Here is a 15,878-nt window from a genome sequence, read left to right as displayed (position 1 = left end):
CCCTGCCCGCCCTGTCTTGAGACCAATTCAGCAATCGACATGCCATTTTTGATTTTTCTGAGGACGAGAATGTTCAAGTTCGAGACCGACGCCGCAATAGAACGCATTGCCTTAGGCGTGATCGACCGGACATTGCCGAAAGCCGACTGGACTCACGCGGCGCATTTCGCCGCCGCCGTCTGGCTTTTACGTTACCGGCGCGATTTGACCACGGCGTCCGCGATCAAAGGGCTCATCGTTGCTTATAACGAGGCGACCGGCACGCCGAACACCGATACAGGCGGCTATCACCACACGATTACGCTTGCGTCGATGCGCGCCGCATCGGCGCATCTCGGCGCCTATCCGGAAACCGCCAGTCTCCATTGCATAGCCAATGAGCTGATGGCCTCGCCCCTGGGTCACCCTGATTGGCTACTCGCCTATTGGCGGCGCGAGACCTTATTCAGCATCCCCGCCCGCCACGAGTGGACGGCCCCCGACCTCGCCCCATTGCCATTCTGACGCGCCGCTCGCTCCGCCCCTTGCGGACGAAGAAAGCGACGTCAGCGCGATCCGGTCAAACGAAATCAGCTTGATCGGCTCTCGTCATCCCCGACGCTCGCAAATCGAGCGATCCGGAATCCAGGATCTGGACTCCGGGTCGGGCTTCCAGCCCGACCAAAATGACAAACCCAACGCGAGCTGCTCAAGCGGAAATGGCGTCACACCCCTGTGGGATAATTCGGGCTCTCGCGGGTGATCGAGACGTCGTGCACATGGCTTTCGCGCAGGCCCGCGTTGGTGATGCGCACGAATTGCGCCTTCTCCTGGAATTCGCGGATCGTCGGCGCGCCCACATAGCCCATGGCCGAGCGCAGCCCGCCGGCGAGCTGGTAGAGAATGGGCGCGATCGGGCCGCGATAGGGCACCTGCCCCTCGATGCCTTCAGGCACGAGCTTGAGCTGATCCTTCACGTCGCCCTGGAAATAGCGCGTGGCCGAGCCCGCCACCATGGCGCCGACCGAGCCCATGCCGCGATAGGCCTTGAAGGAGCGGCCCTGATAGAGGAACACCTCGCCGGGCGATTCCTCCGTGCCCGCGAAGAGCGAGCCCATCATCACCACCTCGGCGCCCGCGGCGACCGCCTTGGCGAGATCGCCCGAATATTTCACGCCGCCGTCGCCGATCACCGGCACGTCGGCTTTGCGGGCTTCTTCCGACGCCTCCATGATCGCCGTGAGCTGCGGCACGCCCACGCCCGCGACGATGCGCGTGGTGCAGATCGAGCCCGGCCCGATGCCGACCTTGATGGCGTCGGCGCCCGCGTCGATCAGCGCTTTGGCGGCCTCGGCGGTCGCAATGTTGCCGGCGATGATCTGGACCTTGTTGTTCTCGCGCTTGACGCGCGCGACCTGATCGATGACCGCCTGCGAATGGCCATGCGCGGTGTCGATGACGATGCAATCCGCGCCGGCGTCGATGAGCTGCAGCGCGCGCTCATAACCATAGTCGCCGACAGTCGATGCGGCGGCGACGCGCAGGCGCCCTTCCGGATCTTTGCAGGCGTTCGGGTGTTGCGTCGCCTTTTCGATGTCCTTCACGGTCACCAGGCCGACGCAGTGATAATCGGCGTCGACGACCAGGAGCTTCTCGATGCGGTGCTCGTGAAGAAGACGCTGCGCCTCGTCCTGGCCCACGCCTTCGCGCACGGTGACGAGATTCTTGGTCATCAGCTCGGCGATCGGCTGGCGCTTGTCCTGCGCGAAGCGAACGTCGCGGTTGGTGAGAATGCCGACGAGCTTGCCCTTGCCGCTCGTCGCGCCGCGCTCGACGACGGGAATGCCCGAGATGCCGTTCTGCGCCATAAGATACAGCGCGTCGGCGAGCGTCGCGTCGGGGAAGATGGTGATCGGATCGACCACCATGCCGCTCTCGTAGCGCTTGACCTTGCGCACTTCGGCGGCCTGATCCGAGGGCGTGAGATTTTGGTGGATGACGCCGATGCCGCCGGCCTGGGCCATGGCGATGGCGAGACGCGCCTCGGTCACCGTATCCATGGCGGCGGAGACGATCGGCAGATTGAGCGTGATCTCGCGGGTGAGGCGCGTCGTGATGTCGACGGTCGAGGGCATCACGCGGGAGTGACCGGGCCGCAACAACACGTCGTCGAAAGTAAGCGCTTCGGTCAACGTGATGGGCAGACGGGCCATGGGCCAACTCCTTCATGGGCTGCGATGGGGCGGCGTAAACGAGCGCGCCGCCTGAGAGGGTTGGCGGGTGCTCATAGCATTTATCCTTGCAAAGGCAAATGGCGCCGCCACGACGTATGGGCGGAATATAGAGATTGGCTCGGGACCGAAGGCATGACGTGCCTGGAACTCAGCGAACGTCGTGCTGCCTGGCTCGATGAGGCGTTAGCGCGGTCGATTCGTGACAATGTATGTTGGGACGGGGGTGACTAAAATCATCAAGGGCAGCAAGCCGAAGCTTGGAGGCAGTGGGGCAATTGCAAACGCCTGCTGGAACAACAATGACCTTATCTCGTCGAATCGAGCTAGCTTTTGGTGACCGGGAGAAACCTAGTAGGGTCATTCAACGAACAGCCCCAATTTCGTGCGATGAAGAGGAGGCGCTATGGTTTACCGGCCGTGATTGGCGTGAGATCTCTTGGGAGGAATGGGATCAGCATTCGTCGGCCATAAGCACGTTTACACCTGATGCGTTCGTGTATTATTTGCCGAGTGTTTTGTGTCTGTCAGCGCAATATCCAGATCGATGGTCTTCTACTGCCAGCTCATTGCTTGCGAGTCTCGATCGAAGCCCGACAATCGAATATTGGGATGGGTGGTTAACATCAAGATTACTGGGGCTCAAAGATGCCGAATACGCCGTTTTGGAAGAATGGATTTTGACGCTTTGTCAAAATCCGACAACCTATTCTTCTGAAACGCTCACTCGTGCTCTCGACACCGTTAATCTCTTGCAAAGGGAGACGCTTCGCCTTCGCGTGGCTGGCGGCCTCTCACCGACAAGGACATAGCGCAGAGCTATGATTTCGCGGGCCACCGTAGCGCCTCATCTATCCCAATGGCCCTGAGGCGGAATATGCGCTCGTGCGCCGTCCTGCCGCCTTCTCTAGGTCACTCGCCTGCGCCATGGCTGGAATATAGGATCGGCGTGGCGTCAAGTCCAAAGGCCAATCCCGCTAGCTCAGCCTTCGTTTCTATCGCCGCGCGTAGTTGGCTGAGAAACGACCAGAAATTCTGCGACGTCGGCGCCGGCGTTGACGACGCGATGCGGCGCGCCCGGCGCGATCTCGAGGCCCCGCCCGGCAGCGACCACGCAGACGGTCCCCGCGACCTCGATCGAGAGCTCCCCGGCCAGAACAAAGAAGAACTGGCGCGCCTTCTGGTGGAAATGCCGGGTCTCGGCGCTCCCGCACGGCATGCGCTCGTGGATGACGCTCAGATCGGCGCGATCAACGAGGCGCCAGCCGTCACAGCTCGCGCCCCAGACATAATGCTCGGCGTTTTCCTTGCTGACGACGATCGTCACAGCAGGGCGTCCGCCGTATGGGCGCGCTCCGTATCGAACTGCAGCTTCGCCAGCCGCGCATAAAGCCCGCCCGCGGCCGTGAGGGTCGCGTGGGTCCCCTCCTCCACGATGCGGCCCTGGTCCAGAACCACAATGCGATCGGCTTCCAGCACCGTCGCCAGTCGATGGGCGATGACGATGCTGGTGCGCCCGGCCATGACGTCGTGCAGCGCCTCTTGCACGGCGGCTTCATTCTCGGCGTCGAGCGCGGAGGTAGCTTCGTCCAGCAGCAGCACGGGCGCGTCCGCCAGAATGGCGCGGGCGATGGCGAGGCGTTGCCGCTGGCCGCCGGAAAGCGTGACGCCGCGTTCGCCCAGCAGCGTGTCGTAGCCCTGCGGCAGCGCCTCGATGAAATCATGCGCCTGGGCCCGCTTCGCCGCGGCGACGATCGCCTCGCGGGCCGCGCCCTCGCGGCCGTAAGCGATATTCTCTGCGACCGACAGCCCGAAGATCACAGGGTCCTGCGGTGCGAGCGCGATGGCCGCGCGCAGATCGAGCGGGTCGAGCGCGCGCAGATCGACGCCGTCGAGCATGACCGCACCCTTTTCAACGTCGTAGAAGCGCAACAGCAGCGCGAAGAGCGTGGATTTCCCCGCGCCCGAGGGACCGACCAGCGCCACCCGCTCGCCCGGCGCGATGGTCAGCGACAAATCGTGCAGCGCCGAACGGTCGGGCGCCGTCGGATAAGCGAAGCTCACATGGTTGAAGGAAATGCGCCCCTGCCAGCGGGCGGGCGCCGGGGTCGGATGCGCGGACGCGACGATCTTCGGCTTCACCGCGAGAATTTCAGCGATGCGCGAGGCGGCGCCTGCGGCCGCACTCACCTCGCCCCAGACGGACGAAAGCTCGCCGAGCGAACTCGCGCCGAGCACGGCGTAGAGCACGAATTGCGACAGCAGGCCCGAGGTCATTCGACCGGCGAGCACGTCCTGCGCGCCGAGCCATAGAACGAGAACGACGCTGGTGAAGACGATGAGAATGGCGCCCGCCGTCATGAAGGCGCGCAGCAGCGTCGCCGCCTGCGCGGCGTCATAGGCGGTTTCCACCGCGCGCGTGAAACGCGCCACTGTCGAGGCCTGCGCTCCATTGGCCTGCATGGTGCGAACGGCCGACAAATTCTCACCGGCATAGGCCGCGGCCTGGGCCAGCGTGTCCTGAGCGTGTTTGGAGCGGCGGCGCACGCCGCGGCCAGAGGCGATCAGCGGCAGGACGATGACAGGGATCGCCGCAAGCGCGAGTCCGGCAAGCTTCGGGCTCGTGGCGAACATCATCACCACCGCGCCTATGAACATGAAGATGTTGCGCAGCGCGATAGACGCCGAGGAGCCGAAGGCCGATTTCAGCTGCGTCGTATCGGCGGTGAGGCGCGAGAGAAGCTCGCCGGTCTTGGCCGTGTCGTAAAAGGCAGCATCAAGCGAAGCGAGATGCTTGAAGAGATCGGCGCGCAGATCGGCGACGACGCGCTCGCCGAGCGTCATCACGAAATAATAACGCGTGGCGGAGGCGAGCGCGAGCGTTGCGGCGACGGCAATCATCGCGCCGAAATAGGCGTTCACCGTTCCGGCGCTGTCGGCCGAGAAGCCGTGATCGATCATGCCGCGCACCGCCGCCGGCAGCGTCAAGGTCGCGCCCGAGGCCAGCAAAAGAGCGGCGAAAGCAAAGGCGATCGTTCGCTTGTAGCGCAGCGCATAGGGCAGCAGCGGCCGCAAGGGCGCGAGCGTCGCGCCGACGCGGCGCTTCGATTCGGTTGCGGGAAGCGTAACGGGAGCCGCATCTTTGATTTCGGTCATGGCGTGACCCTATCCTGCGCCGGCAAAGCGGAAAACGTCCGCACTGCTTGCTCCTACGCCTCGAATCGCTGCGGCGCAGCAAGAATTTTTTGGAGCGAAAATCGAGACAAATTTTTGCCAACCCTGGTGTTTTCGGCTGTATTTCAGTCATATATGTCATGCGACAGGATGTCGCATTTTGCTGCACCAAACGCTGGACAGCGCCGAAACTTGTGCTACCTTTCTCCTGCGTCGAAATGACGCGCCCGCCAGTCAACCGGGGGGTCATGCGCCGTAAAAACATAAAAACCAGGCGCGAAATGGGAACGAAAGAGGAGTGAAGGTCATGGCTGATAAAGAACTCGAGATCACCACCAACACTTACATCTTCGCTGGCGTCGGCGCCGTTATCCTCGGCGGCCTCGCCGCTGCGGCGCTCGGCGGCTTGCCGAACACCATCGCGGCCGGCGTCGTGGGCGCGCTCGCGGGCGGCTGCCTCGGCCTGTTCTTCTAAATCGACTCTTCGGCGCGGCGCTGGTCTGGCCGCCAGCGCAGCGCCAAAACGTCGACAGCCAGCATTCGAAGTCGAATGCTGGCTGCGCTGTTTCAGGACCCAAAATTTACGGAAAGCGGGCGCTTCGATCAGAGCGTCGCCGCCGTCGCCCCGCCCGGCCACATCTCCCGCGCCTTCTCGCGCAGAATATACTTCTGGATCTTACCTGTTGAGGTCTTGGGTAGCGCGCCGAAGACCACATGACGCGGGCATTTGAAATGCGCCAGATGCGTGCGCGACCAGGCGATGATCTCCTCCGCCGACGCAAGCTCGCCGTCCTTCAGCTCCACAAAGGCGCAAGGCGTCTCGCCCCATTTGTCGTCGGGCGCGGCGACCACCGCCGCGGCGGCCACTTTCGGATGTTTGAAGAGAACGTCCTCGACCTCGATCGAAGAGATATTCTCGCCGCCCGAAATAATGATGTCCTTGGAGCGGTCCTTCAGCTGGATATAGCCGTCGTGATGGATCACGCCGAGATCGCCGGTGTGAAACCAGCCGCCGTGGAAGGATTTTTCTGTGGCCGAAGGGTTCTTGAGGTAACCCTTCATCACGACATTGCCGCGAAACATCACCTCGCCCATCGTCGCGCCGTCGCGCGGGACCGGTTTCATAGTGTCGGGGTCGATCACGTCGAGATCGTCCAGGACGACATAGCGCACGCCCTGGCGCGCCTTCATATGCGCCTGCTCCTTGTCGTCGAGCGCGTCCCAGCTCTCCTGCCATTCATTGACGGCGGCCGGCCCATAGGTCTCGGTCAATCCGTAGAGATGCGTCACCTCGAAACCGGCGTCCTTCATGGCCGCGAGCACGGCCTGCGGCGGCGGCGCGGCGGCGGTGAAGAATCGCACCGTCTCCTTCAACGGCTTCTTTTCCGCGGCGCTCGCGTTGAGCAGCGTCGACATGACGATGGGCGCGCCGCAAAGATGCGTGACGCCATGCTCGGCCATGAGCTCATACATATGTCCCGCCCGCACCTGCCGCAGGCAGACATGCGTGCCCGCCGCGACCGAGATCGACCAGGGGAAGCACCAGCCGTTGCAGTGGAACATCGGCAGGGTCCACAGATAGACCGGATGCCGGCCCATGTCGCCGGTGAGGATATTGCCAAGCGCGAGCAGATAAGCGCCGCGATGGTGATAGACGACGCCCTTGGGATCGCCCGTCGTCCCCGACGTGTAATTGAGCGAAATGGCGTCCCATTCGTCTTGCGGCGGCGTCCAGGCGTAGTCGGCATCGCCTGAAAGGACGAAATCCTCATAGTCGATCGCGCCCAGCCGCTCGCCGGGCCCCGTATATTCGGGATCGTCGTAGTCGATGATGAGGGGCCTGCATTTGCAAAGCGCCAGCGCCTTGCGGATCAGGTCTGAATATTCGCGGTCGACGATCAGCGCCTTGGTTTCGGCGTGGTCGAGGGTGAAAGCGAGGATCGAGGCGTCGAGGCGTGTGTTCAGCGTGTTGAGGACGGCGCCCATCATCGGCACGCCGTAATGGCACTCGAGCATCGCGGGCGTATTAGCGAGCAGCGCGGAAACCGTGTCGTTGCGCCCAATGCCGGCTTTGGCCAGCGCGCTCGCAAGGCGCCGGCTGCGCGAATAGAAGTCGCGATAGCTGCGCCGCAGGTCGCCGTGAATGATCGCAACCCGGTTCGGGAAAACCGCCGCCGCGCGCGCAAGAAAGGTCAACGGCGTCAGCGGCTGGTAGTTCGCCGGATTGCGGTCGAGGTCGCGGTCATAGGCGGATGCGGTCATGAAGAACTCCGAAACGGGGCCGCGAAGGCTGGCCACGCAGTATGCAAGTTCTGGAGAAGGCGGCGAACCCTTTAGTTCATGCGTTTCCGCCTGCTCCGCGCCGTCGAGAGGACCGCGAGCCTTCAGGTTGCGACAAATGCACAGCGGGCGCCCCTGCCCCATGAGGATAGGTGCGCCCGCTAAGCAAATCAATTGCGGTCGCCAGTCTCGGCGCCGCCCGCTCACTCGCCGAAATCGACGTCCTTCAGCCTGCCGAAAACGCGATCGGCGTCAAAATTGTCTTCCTCGTCCTCCACCGGACGCGCGACGGGCTTGCCGAACACATCCTCGGTCGTCACAGGCTCGCGCACGCTGGTCGTCACAGCGGCGGGCACGAGAGTCTGGCCCTGATCCTCGACGACGGCGGGGCGGTCCTTGGCGGCGCGATTGACCTCGAAGTCGAGATCGATCTGCGAGCAAAGGCCCAGCGTCACCGGGTCCATCGGGGTCAGCGAGGCGGAATTCCAGTGGGTGCGCTCGCGGATCGCCTTCAGCGTCGCCTTCGTGGTGCCGACGAGGCGCATGATCTGCGCGTCCTTCAGCTCCGGATGATTTCGCACGAGCCAGAGAATGGCGTTGGGGCGGTCCTGGCGGCGCGACAAAGGCGTATAGCGCGGACCGCGCGCCTTCTTGACCTCCGGCACGACGACTTTCGACACGGACAGTCTGAGCTGGTGCTTCGTATCGCGCTCGCCGCGCGCGATTTCATCGCGGGTCAGCTGGCCCGAGGTGATCGGATCGTGGCCGCGAATGCCCGCCGCGACTTCGCCGTCGGCGATGCCCTTCACTTCGAGCGGGTGAAGCTTACAGAACTCAGCGATCTGATCGAAAGTAAGCGACGTGTTTTCGACGAGCCAGACTGCCGTCGCCTTCGGCATCAAGGGGGCGTTGCTCATCTCGAAGAATCTCCTTGGTCGAGACATGGAGGGAGCGTCCGGCGCCGCGCTTCTCCTGCGCTGGCGACCCATTAGGCTCGACCGTCCATGATGGGAATGACCGCACATATACGCTGTCATGGGCAAAAGTGCAATGATTCGGCGCTGGGCGCGGGATTCCTTTAGCTGGCCGAGGGCAGGCCGGCCCGCGCCGGAGGGTGGCTTCGACCTGCCGGACATCGCACCCTTTGCTAACCAGCTCTCCCCCGCGCGTGGGCCGGCCGTAGCCCGGACAAATGCTCGGGCAGCAAGTCGCCCAAAGCCGCGCCGATCGCCCCGCCGTATTTATGAAAGAACAGGCCGAAGGCGATCAACAGCACGCCGATGCCGGACAGAGCAAAGGGAAAAAGGATCGAATCCTTGAAGACGTCGCTGGCCAAATGGCCAAGATACATCGTCACGCCAATGGCCCCGAAGACCGCGTAGGCGCGCCGCATCATGAAGAGGGACAGGACGACGAGGCCCGCGTTGACGGCGCAATAGATCGCCTTGCCGAATTCGTCGCCGCCATTCTGCGCCGTCAGACCGCCCCAGAAAGCCAGAAGGCCGCCGAGATGCAGCCAATAGGCGAAGTCGCCGTCTTTCCAGCGCTTGAGATCGACGAGCCAGGCCACGGCGATGACGGCGAGGCCGAAATACATGCTCACCGACGCGCGCTGCTCCCAATCGAAGGTCTCTGTTCCCATGAGCCAGGGCGTCAAGTCCATGGACATGAACCACAGGCAGAAGGCAATGACCATCGTGAGGAAGGGGAAGGGAAAGAAAATGAGCGCGGCAAGCGCCGAGGCGATGGTTCCGATCTCCATCGGCAGCCAGCTCGATTTGATCCAGATATAGAAATCGCGATAGCCGCTCGGGGCGTCGGCGGGGTTATGTCCCCAGAGCGATTGCAGCGCGAAGATCGCCAGCGGCACCATGCCGACTGCGCAGGTCACGAGCAACCCGCCAGGGGTGCGAAGATCGCGCCGCCACAGATAAGCCCCGGCGTAAAGAAAAGCCGCCCCGTAGACGAGCGCCGTCGTCAGCAGCGCCTTCTCGCCCCAAAGGCCGAAAGCGGTGGTGGAAAAAAGGCCCATAGCCGAAAGCACGATCAGCGCGCCGGCGTACCAGAGCACATGCACGAAATCGTAGCGCGGCGGCTGATAGGCGGGCGCAGGCGCGGCGGCGCGCGCGGTGAAAAACGCCGCCAGCGTTTTGAATGTGGCGGCGTCTATGACGCCGGCGTCACGCGCCGCGGCAATCTCCTCGATGATCGAGCGTGGCTTCATGGTCGAACTCCTCCCATCGATCCGGAGCCGCATAGCCCCGGCTGCGTCAACGAACCAATGATCAACAGTATCTCGTAAAAAGGCGTTGCGCTGGCGCACGCGAAATTGGACGTCCCACCGGTCGCCGACTTTAGCTTGGTAGAGGTTGAGCGCGGCTTTTCCTCTCGAGACACAAGAGCATGCGCCGAAATGCCCTTCAAAAGATGAGCGACGCGCGAGGAGGCAGATTTGCGCGGATTCGGAAACGCTGCCATATCACCTCCGAACATCCGCAAGCTTTCCCAATTGAGACAAAAAGGGCTTCACATGAACTCTCTTGGTCGTCTTGTCGTTTTGGTCCCGGATTATGACGAGGCGATCCAATACTATTCCGGCGTATTCGGGATGCGCATCATCGCCGATATACCCGCGGGCGAACTGCGTTTCGTCCATCTGGGCTTTGCCTCCGAGCCGTCCATCGGCCTGTGGCTGCTGAAAGCGACGACGGCCGAACAAAAGGCGCGCGTCGGAAATCAAACCGGCGGACAGCCTATCGCTGTGATTTACACACCGCATCTCCACGCCGAGTGTGACCGCCTTGTCGCTCGAGGCGTCGAGTTCATCTCGCGTCCGACCGAGGATCAGACTTCGATTTACGCCCAGTTCCGAGACCTTTACGGCAACATCTTCGTGCTCGTGCAATTGAAAGCCTGACGGCGACTCATTTGACAGCCGGGAGCGCTTTGCCCATACCGCCTTCGGGCGGGAGGCCCGACGGGACAAGGCCATGCAACAGAAAGCCAAAGGGCTCACTTATTCCGACGCGGGCGTAGACATCGATGCAGGGAACCGGCTCGTCGATATGATCCGCCCAGCCGTGCGCGCGACGCGGCGCTCGGGCGCCGACGGCGAGATCGGCGGTTTTGGCGGCGTCTTCGACCTCAAGGCGGCGGGTTACGCCGATCCGTTGCTTGTCGCGGCAAATGACGGCGTTGGCACCAAGGTGAAGATCGCGATCGAGTCCGGCATGCACGCCACGATCGGCGTCGACCTTGTCGCAATGTGCGTCAACGACCTCGTCGTTCAGGGCGCAGAGCCGCTCTTCTTTCTGGACTATTACGCCACCGGCAAGCTCGATCCCGAGGTCGCCGCCTCTGTGGTGAAGGGGATCTCCGACGGCTGCGTCAAGGCGGGCTGCGCGCTGCTCGGCGGCGAGACGGCGGAGATGCCGGGCCTGTACTCGCGCAGCGACTACGATCTCGCTGGCTTCGCCGTAGGCGCCGTCGACCGTCGCAGCTTGCTGCCGCGTGAGGTCCACATTGGCGACGTCGCCTTCGGCCTGCCCTCCTCGGGCGTGCATTCCAATGGCTTTTCGCTTGTGCGCCGCATCGTGAAGGACACTGGCCTCTCCTGGAACGCCACCGCGCCCTTCGCTCCCGAAATGACGCTGGCGCGCGCTCTGCTGGAGCCGACGCGGATCTATGTGAAGCCTCTGCTGGCGGCGCTGAAGCGCACGAGCCATATTCGCGCGCTCGCCCATATCACCGGCGGCGGCTTCCCGGACAATATCCCGCGTGTTCTGCCCAAGGGCCTCGGCGTATCGCTGGATTTGAGCGCATTCGAGGTTCCGCGCGTCTTCAAATGGCTCGCTAAGACCGGCGACGTGGCGGAATCCGAAATGCTGCGCACCTTCAACTGCGGCATCGGCATGGTGGTCTTCGCCGCGAAGGAAGGGGCGGACGAGGTCGAGACGATCTTGCGCGATGTCGGCGAAAAGCCCGTGCGGATCGGCGAGGCGTTCGAAGCCAAGGGTGACGCGCGGGTTGTCATGAAGGGAAAGCTGGGGTTGTAGCCCCCCTCCCCGACCCTCCCCCGCTCGCGCGGGAGAGGGAGTAGAATGCGGCCTTCATCCGGAGCGCTGATCGTGAGCGTCCCCTCTCCGGCGTGCGGGAGAGGGTGGCCCTCGCGTTAGCGAGGGTAGAGTGAGGGCCCTCATCCGTCGCGCACTTGCGCGACACCTTCTCCCGCAAGCGGGAGAAGGAGGCGTCGTGGAGCCGCAAAATATGACCCGCCTGCGCACCGCCATTCTCATCTCCGGCCGCGGCTCGAACATGGACGCGCTGATCGCCGCCGCGCGCTCCCCGGATTTCCCGGCCGAGATCGCTCTCGTGCTTTCCAACCGCCCAGACGCCCCCGGCCTTGCAAAAGCCAAGGCCGCCGGCATCGCCGTCGCAGCGGTGGACCATAAGATTTACGCCGGAAGGGAGGAGTTCGAGCGCTCGCTGCAACTCGTTCTCGAAACCTACCGGATCGATTTCATCTGCCTCGCCGGTTTCATGCGGCTCTTCACGCCCTGGTTCATCGGCCAATGGACCGGGCGGATGCTCAACATCCACCCTGCCCTGCTCCCGTCCCACCGGGGTCTCCACACGCATGAGCGCGCGCTTGCCGACGGGGTGAAGATTCACGGCTGCACGGTGCATTTCGTCGTGCCGGAGATGGACGAGGGCCCGATCGTCGCCCAGGCCGCCGTGCCGGTGCTCGACGGCGACACGCCCGACACGCTCGGCGCGCGCGTGCTGTCACAGGAGCATGTCATTTATCCTTTGGCGCTGCGGCTCGTCGCATCGGGCTCCGTTCGGATCGAAGGCAATCGCGTGTTGGGCGCGATGGCGGAAAGCGATGCTGCGCTGGTCGCGCCGGCGGCCGAGGCGCCCTGACCTTCTCCGGCGAACCGCCGCAAACGCCGCCGGTTTGCGTGAACGCGCCCGGCCGAAGCCCGTGGCTGCCAGAACTACAGATCTTCACGACGCCAACGACAGTCAGAGCCAAGCCAACGGCGAGGAGCGTCCCTCCTGGCCAGTTAAGCAATAAATCAAACCAAAGGCGGCCCAAAATCTCACGAATACGGCTCAATCCATTCACACTATGAGCTCGATCTGAATATTACATGGAATTGTTGTGTCGAAGACTGATCTTCAAGTAGCCGCAGTGACGCCGCTTAACCCCGCCAATAGCGAGACGCCGATGTTGAAAATATATGCTTTCGGCCCCGCGCCGGGCCTTCCCGACTGGTCGCCCTTCGTCATCAAGGCGATGACGCTGTTGAAAATGGCCGGCGTCGATTATGTGGTCGATACTTCAGGCTTCAGGAAAGCGCCAAAGGGCAAGCTGCCTTATATCGAAGACGACGGCGTCATGGTCGCCGACTCGACCTTCATCCGGCTTCATCTCGAAAAGACGCGCGCGATCGACTTCGACCGAGCCTCTCGGCGCAAGAGCGCGCGCAGAGCTGGGCCGTCGAGAAAATGTGCGAGGATCACCTGCTCTGGATCATGGCGCGCCACCGCTGGCAAGACTACGAGAATTTTGTCCGCGGGATCGGAACGCTTTTCCATAAGGTTCTGCCGGCGCCGGCGCGCGGGATCGGGAAATGGGCGATGCGACGCGGCCTCGTGAAGCGCTTCTGGCAGCAGGGGATCGGACGCTTCAGCGCGGCGGAGCTTGCCGTGCTGGGGACGCGCGACATCGAGGCGCTCGCGCAGTTGCTCGGCGACAAGCCCTTCCTGATGGGCGAGGCGCCATGCGCCGCCGACGCCGCCGTCTTCGCCATGCTGGCTTTGCTGATGGACCCTGCGACCGCCTCGCCCACGCGCGACGCGGCGCTTGCAAAGCGCAACCTCGTCGCCTATCGCGACCGCATGATGGGGCGGTGTTTTCCGGAATTACTCAAGCAATAGCGCGTCATTGCGAGGAGCAAAGCGACGAAGCAATCCAGGGCCGTAGTCGCCGCTCTGGATTGCTTCGCTCGCAATGACGGGGCGCCCCTGTCATTCCCGACGCGCGAAGCGCGATCGGGAATCCAGAGCAGCCCTGCAATTGGGAGTGTTAGCCGACGATCTCGTTGCCGGAGAAGAACTGCGCGATTTCGACCGCGGCCGTCTCCGGAGCGTCGGAGCCGTGCGCCGAGTTCTCGCCGACCGACAGCGCATATTCCTTGCGGATGGTGCCCGGCGCGGCGTTGGCGGGGTTGGTGGCGCCCATGACCTCGCGATAGCGGGCGACGGCGTTCTCGCCCTCGAGCACCTGCACGACGACCGGCTCGGAGATCATGAAATCGACGAGCTCGCCGAAGAAGGGACGCTCCTTATGCACCGCGTAGAAGGTCTCCGCCTGCTCGCGGGTCATGCGGATGCGCTTCTGCGCGACGATGCGCAGGCCCGCGCCCTCGATCAGGGCATTGATGGCGCCGGTGAGGTTGCGCTTGGTCGCGTCGGGCTTGAGGATGGAAAAGGTGCGTTCGATCGCCATGAGAGCGCATCGCCTCGTTGTTGGAGTGCTGAAAGGGTAAGCGCCGCGCTTATACCGGCGGCGCCGCGATGCGGCAAGCCTCGCGAGGCGCGGGTTCTGCGCAGCAAGGGCCAATGCTTGCTCTATACCCCTTGGGGGTATATATTGAAGCTTATTTTCGAGGAGCTTTTTTTGAAAGTCTTTGCGACCAGATGGTTCGCGCGCTTTGCACGGAAGGAGAGCATCCTAGACCAACAGTTGCGCGAGGCGATCGACCGAGCGGAGAAAGGCGCCATCGACGCTGCGCTCGGAGGAGGCCTCATCAAACAGCGTGTGGCGCGGGACGGCGGCGGCAAATCGGGTGGGTATCGGACGATCGTCGCTTACCAAAGCGGGACGAGGAGCATTTTCCTTTACGGCTTTGCCAAGAACGTTCGAGACAACATCGCGGATGATGATTTGGCGTTACTCAAGAAACTTTCCAAGCAATTTCTTTCCCTCCGAGATGAAGACTTGGAAAAAGCGTTGGCCGAAGGAGAGCTGGTCGATGTCGGAAAAAGCAAAGAATAGGTTCCGCAGCGACATGGCCGAGGCCCTGCACGAGACCGCGAGCGGCCTTCACAGAATCGGCCTTCTGGACGCGAAAACCATGCGCGAATTCGACGTGGCCTGCCTCACGCCGGTGGAGCCGATGAGCGGAAAGGAAATCCTTGCACTGCGCGAACGCGAGGGCGTCAGCCAAGGGATATTTGCGCGGGCGTTGAACGTCCGACCAAAGCTCGTCAGCGAGTGGGAGCGCGGCGAGAAAAAACCCAGTGGTCCCTCCCTCAAGCTGCTAGCGCTCGTCAAGGCGCGCGGCTTGGAAGCGATCATTTAGCCATCACCGATACGCCTCGGCGATCGCCATAAAATCCTTGGCGATCAGGCTCGCCCCGCCGACCAGCGCGCCATCGACATTGGGGACGCCCATCAGCTCCCGCGCATTCGCGGGCTTCACCGAGCCGCCGTAAACTATGCGCACATCCTCGCTCTTGCCGCCGCCGAGCCGCGCCTCGATCCGCTCCCGTGCGAAGGCGTGCATTTGCGCGACATCCTCTAGCGTCGGCGTGAGCCCGGTGCCGATCGCCCAGACGGGCTCATAGGCGACGACAATCGTCTCCGGCGCGTCGTCGGGAAGCGACGCCTCGATCTGCCGACCGACGACCGACAGCGCTTCGCCCGCCTCCCGCTCGCGCCGCGTCTCGCCCACGCAAATGATGGGCTTCAACCCGGCGCGCAGCGCCGCCGTCGCCTTCACGCGCACGATGTTGTCGGTCTCGCCGTGATCGGCCCGGCGTTCGCTATGCCCGACGATGACATAAGAAGCGCCGGCGTCCTTCAGCATTTCGGCGGCGATATCGCCGGTATGGGCGCCGCTTTCGGCGGCGTGGCAATCCTGCCCGCCGAGCCTTATCCCGCTCATCGTCGCGATATCGAGCGCCAAGCCGATCAGCGTCGCGGGGGGACAAATGATCAGCTCGACCTTTTTCTTCAGCGCGATGTCATAAGCCGTCCCCATCGCCGCGATTTCCGCAAGCGAGGCGATGAGCCCGTTCATTTTCCAGTTTCCGGCGACGAGCGGGCAGCGATCCATGCAGGAGAATCCTTCGAGCTTGGAAATGTTACGTAACAGAAGCTGACAGACTCGCAATATGGCGAAAGTCGCGGGCGCCATCGACTTG

General features: G+C 63.2%; 16 protein-coding genes and 1 pseudogene. 9 read left to right on the top strand and 8 right to left on the bottom strand.

Annotated elements, in window-relative coordinates; translation table 11 throughout:
* Nucleotides 1-69 precede the first annotated feature (69 nt).
* Nucleotides 70-504: a hypothetical protein gene (locus tag OGR47_RS08250; protein WP_165055646.1), complete on the top strand. Its 435-nt coding sequence runs from the start codon at nt 70-72 to the stop codon at nt 502-504.
* 200 nt (nt 505-704) lie between these two features.
* On the opposite strand, the gene guaB is transcribed toward OGR47_RS08250, so the two are convergent.
* The 3 genes from guaB to OGR47_RS08235 form a co-directional block, all read right to left on the bottom strand.
* Nucleotides 705-2,192 carry an IMP dehydrogenase gene (gene guaB, locus OGR47_RS08245; RefSeq protein WP_165055645.1) on the bottom strand — a complete coding sequence of 496 codons (1,488 nt, stop codon included), beginning with the start codon at nt 2,190-2,192 and terminating at the stop codon, nt 705-707.
* Nucleotides 2,193-3,192: 1,000 nt separating this feature from the next.
* Nucleotides 3,193-3,537: a cupin domain-containing protein gene (locus tag OGR47_RS08240; RefSeq protein ID WP_206527501.1), complete on the bottom strand. Its 345-nt coding sequence runs from the start codon at nt 3,535-3,537 to the stop codon at nt 3,193-3,195.
* Entirely contained in the window at nt 3,534-5,366 is a 1,833-nt protein-coding gene (locus OGR47_RS08235; protein WP_165055643.1) for an ABC transporter transmembrane domain-containing protein, read from the bottom strand. Before OGR47_RS08235 ends, OGR47_RS08240 begins: the two co-directional genes overlap by 4 nt.
* A gap of 325 nt (nt 5,367-5,691) precedes the next feature.
* On the opposite strand from OGR47_RS08235, the gene OGR47_RS08230 reads away from it, so the two are divergent.
* The gene (locus OGR47_RS08230) at nt 5,692-5,859 is read left to right on the top strand and encodes a hypothetical protein (protein ID WP_165055642.1); all 168 of its coding nucleotides are present in this window, start codon (nt 5,692-5,694) and stop codon (nt 5,857-5,859) included.
* 128 nt (nt 5,860-5,987) lie between these two features.
* Here OGR47_RS08230 and OGR47_RS08225 read toward each other — a convergent pair whose 3' ends face one another.
* The 3 genes from OGR47_RS08225 to OGR47_RS08215 all read right to left on the bottom strand — a co-directional run bounded on the left by OGR47_RS08225 (nt 5,988) and on the right by OGR47_RS08215 (nt 9,888).
* Nucleotides 5,988-7,646, bottom strand: a complete 1,659-nt coding sequence (locus tag OGR47_RS08225; protein ID WP_165055640.1) for an acyl-CoA synthetase — start codon at nt 7,644-7,646, stop codon at nt 5,988-5,990.
* Between the two features lie 221 nt (nt 7,647-7,867).
* Nucleotides 7,868-8,581, bottom strand: a complete 714-nt coding sequence (locus tag OGR47_RS08220) for a DUF1013 domain-containing protein (protein ID WP_165055638.1) — start codon at nt 8,579-8,581, stop codon at nt 7,868-7,870.
* A gap of 230 nt (nt 8,582-8,811) precedes the next feature.
* Nucleotides 8,812-9,888 carry a hypothetical protein gene (locus OGR47_RS08215; RefSeq protein ID WP_165055636.1) on the bottom strand — a complete coding sequence of 359 codons (1,077 nt, stop codon included), beginning with the start codon at nt 9,886-9,888 and terminating at the stop codon, nt 8,812-8,814.
* A 306-nt stretch (nt 9,889-10,194) separates the two neighbouring features.
* Here OGR47_RS08215 and OGR47_RS08210 point away from each other — a divergent pair, with 306 nt between their 5' ends.
* From OGR47_RS08210 to OGR47_RS08190, 5 genes and pseudogenes are all read left to right on the top strand, one after another.
* Nucleotides 10,195-10,581 carry a VOC family protein gene (locus tag OGR47_RS08210; protein WP_165055635.1) on the top strand — a complete coding sequence of 129 codons (387 nt, stop codon included), beginning with the start codon at nt 10,195-10,197 and terminating at the stop codon, nt 10,579-10,581.
* Nucleotides 10,582-10,654: 73 nt separating this feature from the next.
* Nucleotides 10,655-11,719 carry a phosphoribosylformylglycinamidine cyclo-ligase gene (purM, locus tag OGR47_RS08205; protein ID WP_165055633.1) on the top strand — a complete coding sequence of 355 codons (1,065 nt, stop codon included), beginning with the start codon at nt 10,655-10,657 and terminating at the stop codon, nt 11,717-11,719.
* Nucleotides 11,720-11,930: 211 nt separating this feature from the next.
* On the top strand, nt 11,931-12,587 hold the full coding sequence (gene purN / locus OGR47_RS08200; RefSeq protein ID WP_165055664.1) for a phosphoribosylglycinamide formyltransferase: 657 nt from the start codon (nt 11,931-11,933) through the stop codon (nt 12,585-12,587).
* A gap of 307 nt (nt 12,588-12,894) precedes the next feature.
* Nucleotides 12,895-13,077 (top strand): annotated as a pseudogene (locus OGR47_RS21790) (glutathione S-transferase family protein); the annotation flags it as partial.
* A 98-nt stretch (nt 13,078-13,175) separates the two neighbouring features.
* Nucleotides 13,176-13,607 (top strand): glutathione S-transferase C-terminal domain-containing protein, encoded by a 432-nt coding sequence (locus OGR47_RS08190; protein WP_253948103.1) that lies wholly within the window; start codon nt 13,176-13,178, stop codon nt 13,605-13,607.
* 148 nt (nt 13,608-13,755) lie between these two features.
* Here OGR47_RS08190 and ndk read toward each other — a convergent pair whose 3' ends face one another.
* Nucleotides 13,756-14,178, bottom strand: coding sequence for a nucleoside-diphosphate kinase (ndk, locus tag OGR47_RS08185; RefSeq protein ID WP_165055632.1), 423 nt, complete (start codon nt 14,176-14,178; stop codon nt 13,756-13,758).
* Nucleotides 14,179-14,322: 144 nt separating this feature from the next.
* Between ndk and OGR47_RS08180 the strand changes: the two genes are divergently transcribed.
* Both OGR47_RS08180 and OGR47_RS08175 read left to right on the top strand, forming a co-directional pair.
* A complete protein-coding gene (locus OGR47_RS08180) occupies nt 14,323-14,727 on the top strand; it encodes a type II toxin-antitoxin system RelE/ParE family toxin (protein WP_246729854.1) in 405 nt (134 codons plus the stop codon).
* The gene (locus OGR47_RS08175; RefSeq protein ID WP_165055630.1) at nt 14,705-15,034 is read left to right on the top strand and encodes a helix-turn-helix domain-containing protein; all 330 of its coding nucleotides are present in this window, start codon (nt 14,705-14,707) and stop codon (nt 15,032-15,034) included. The genes OGR47_RS08180 and OGR47_RS08175 overlap by 23 nt, the downstream gene beginning before the upstream one ends.
* 3 nt (nt 15,035-15,037) lie before the next feature.
* Here the strand turns inward: OGR47_RS08175 and tpiA are convergent, their stop codons facing one another.
* Nucleotides 15,038-15,790, bottom strand: a complete 753-nt coding sequence (gene tpiA / locus OGR47_RS08170) for a triose-phosphate isomerase (RefSeq protein ID WP_165055629.1) — start codon at nt 15,788-15,790, stop codon at nt 15,038-15,040.
* Nucleotides 15,791-15,878: the final 88 nt, after the last annotated feature.

The sequence above is a fragment of the Methylocystis sp. MJC1 genome (assembly GCF_026427715.1).
Classification (GTDB): Bacteria; Pseudomonadota; Alphaproteobacteria; order Rhizobiales; family Beijerinckiaceae; genus Methylocystis.
Note: the sequence above shows the minus strand (reverse complement) of the source record. Positions and strands in the feature narration are given on the sequence as shown.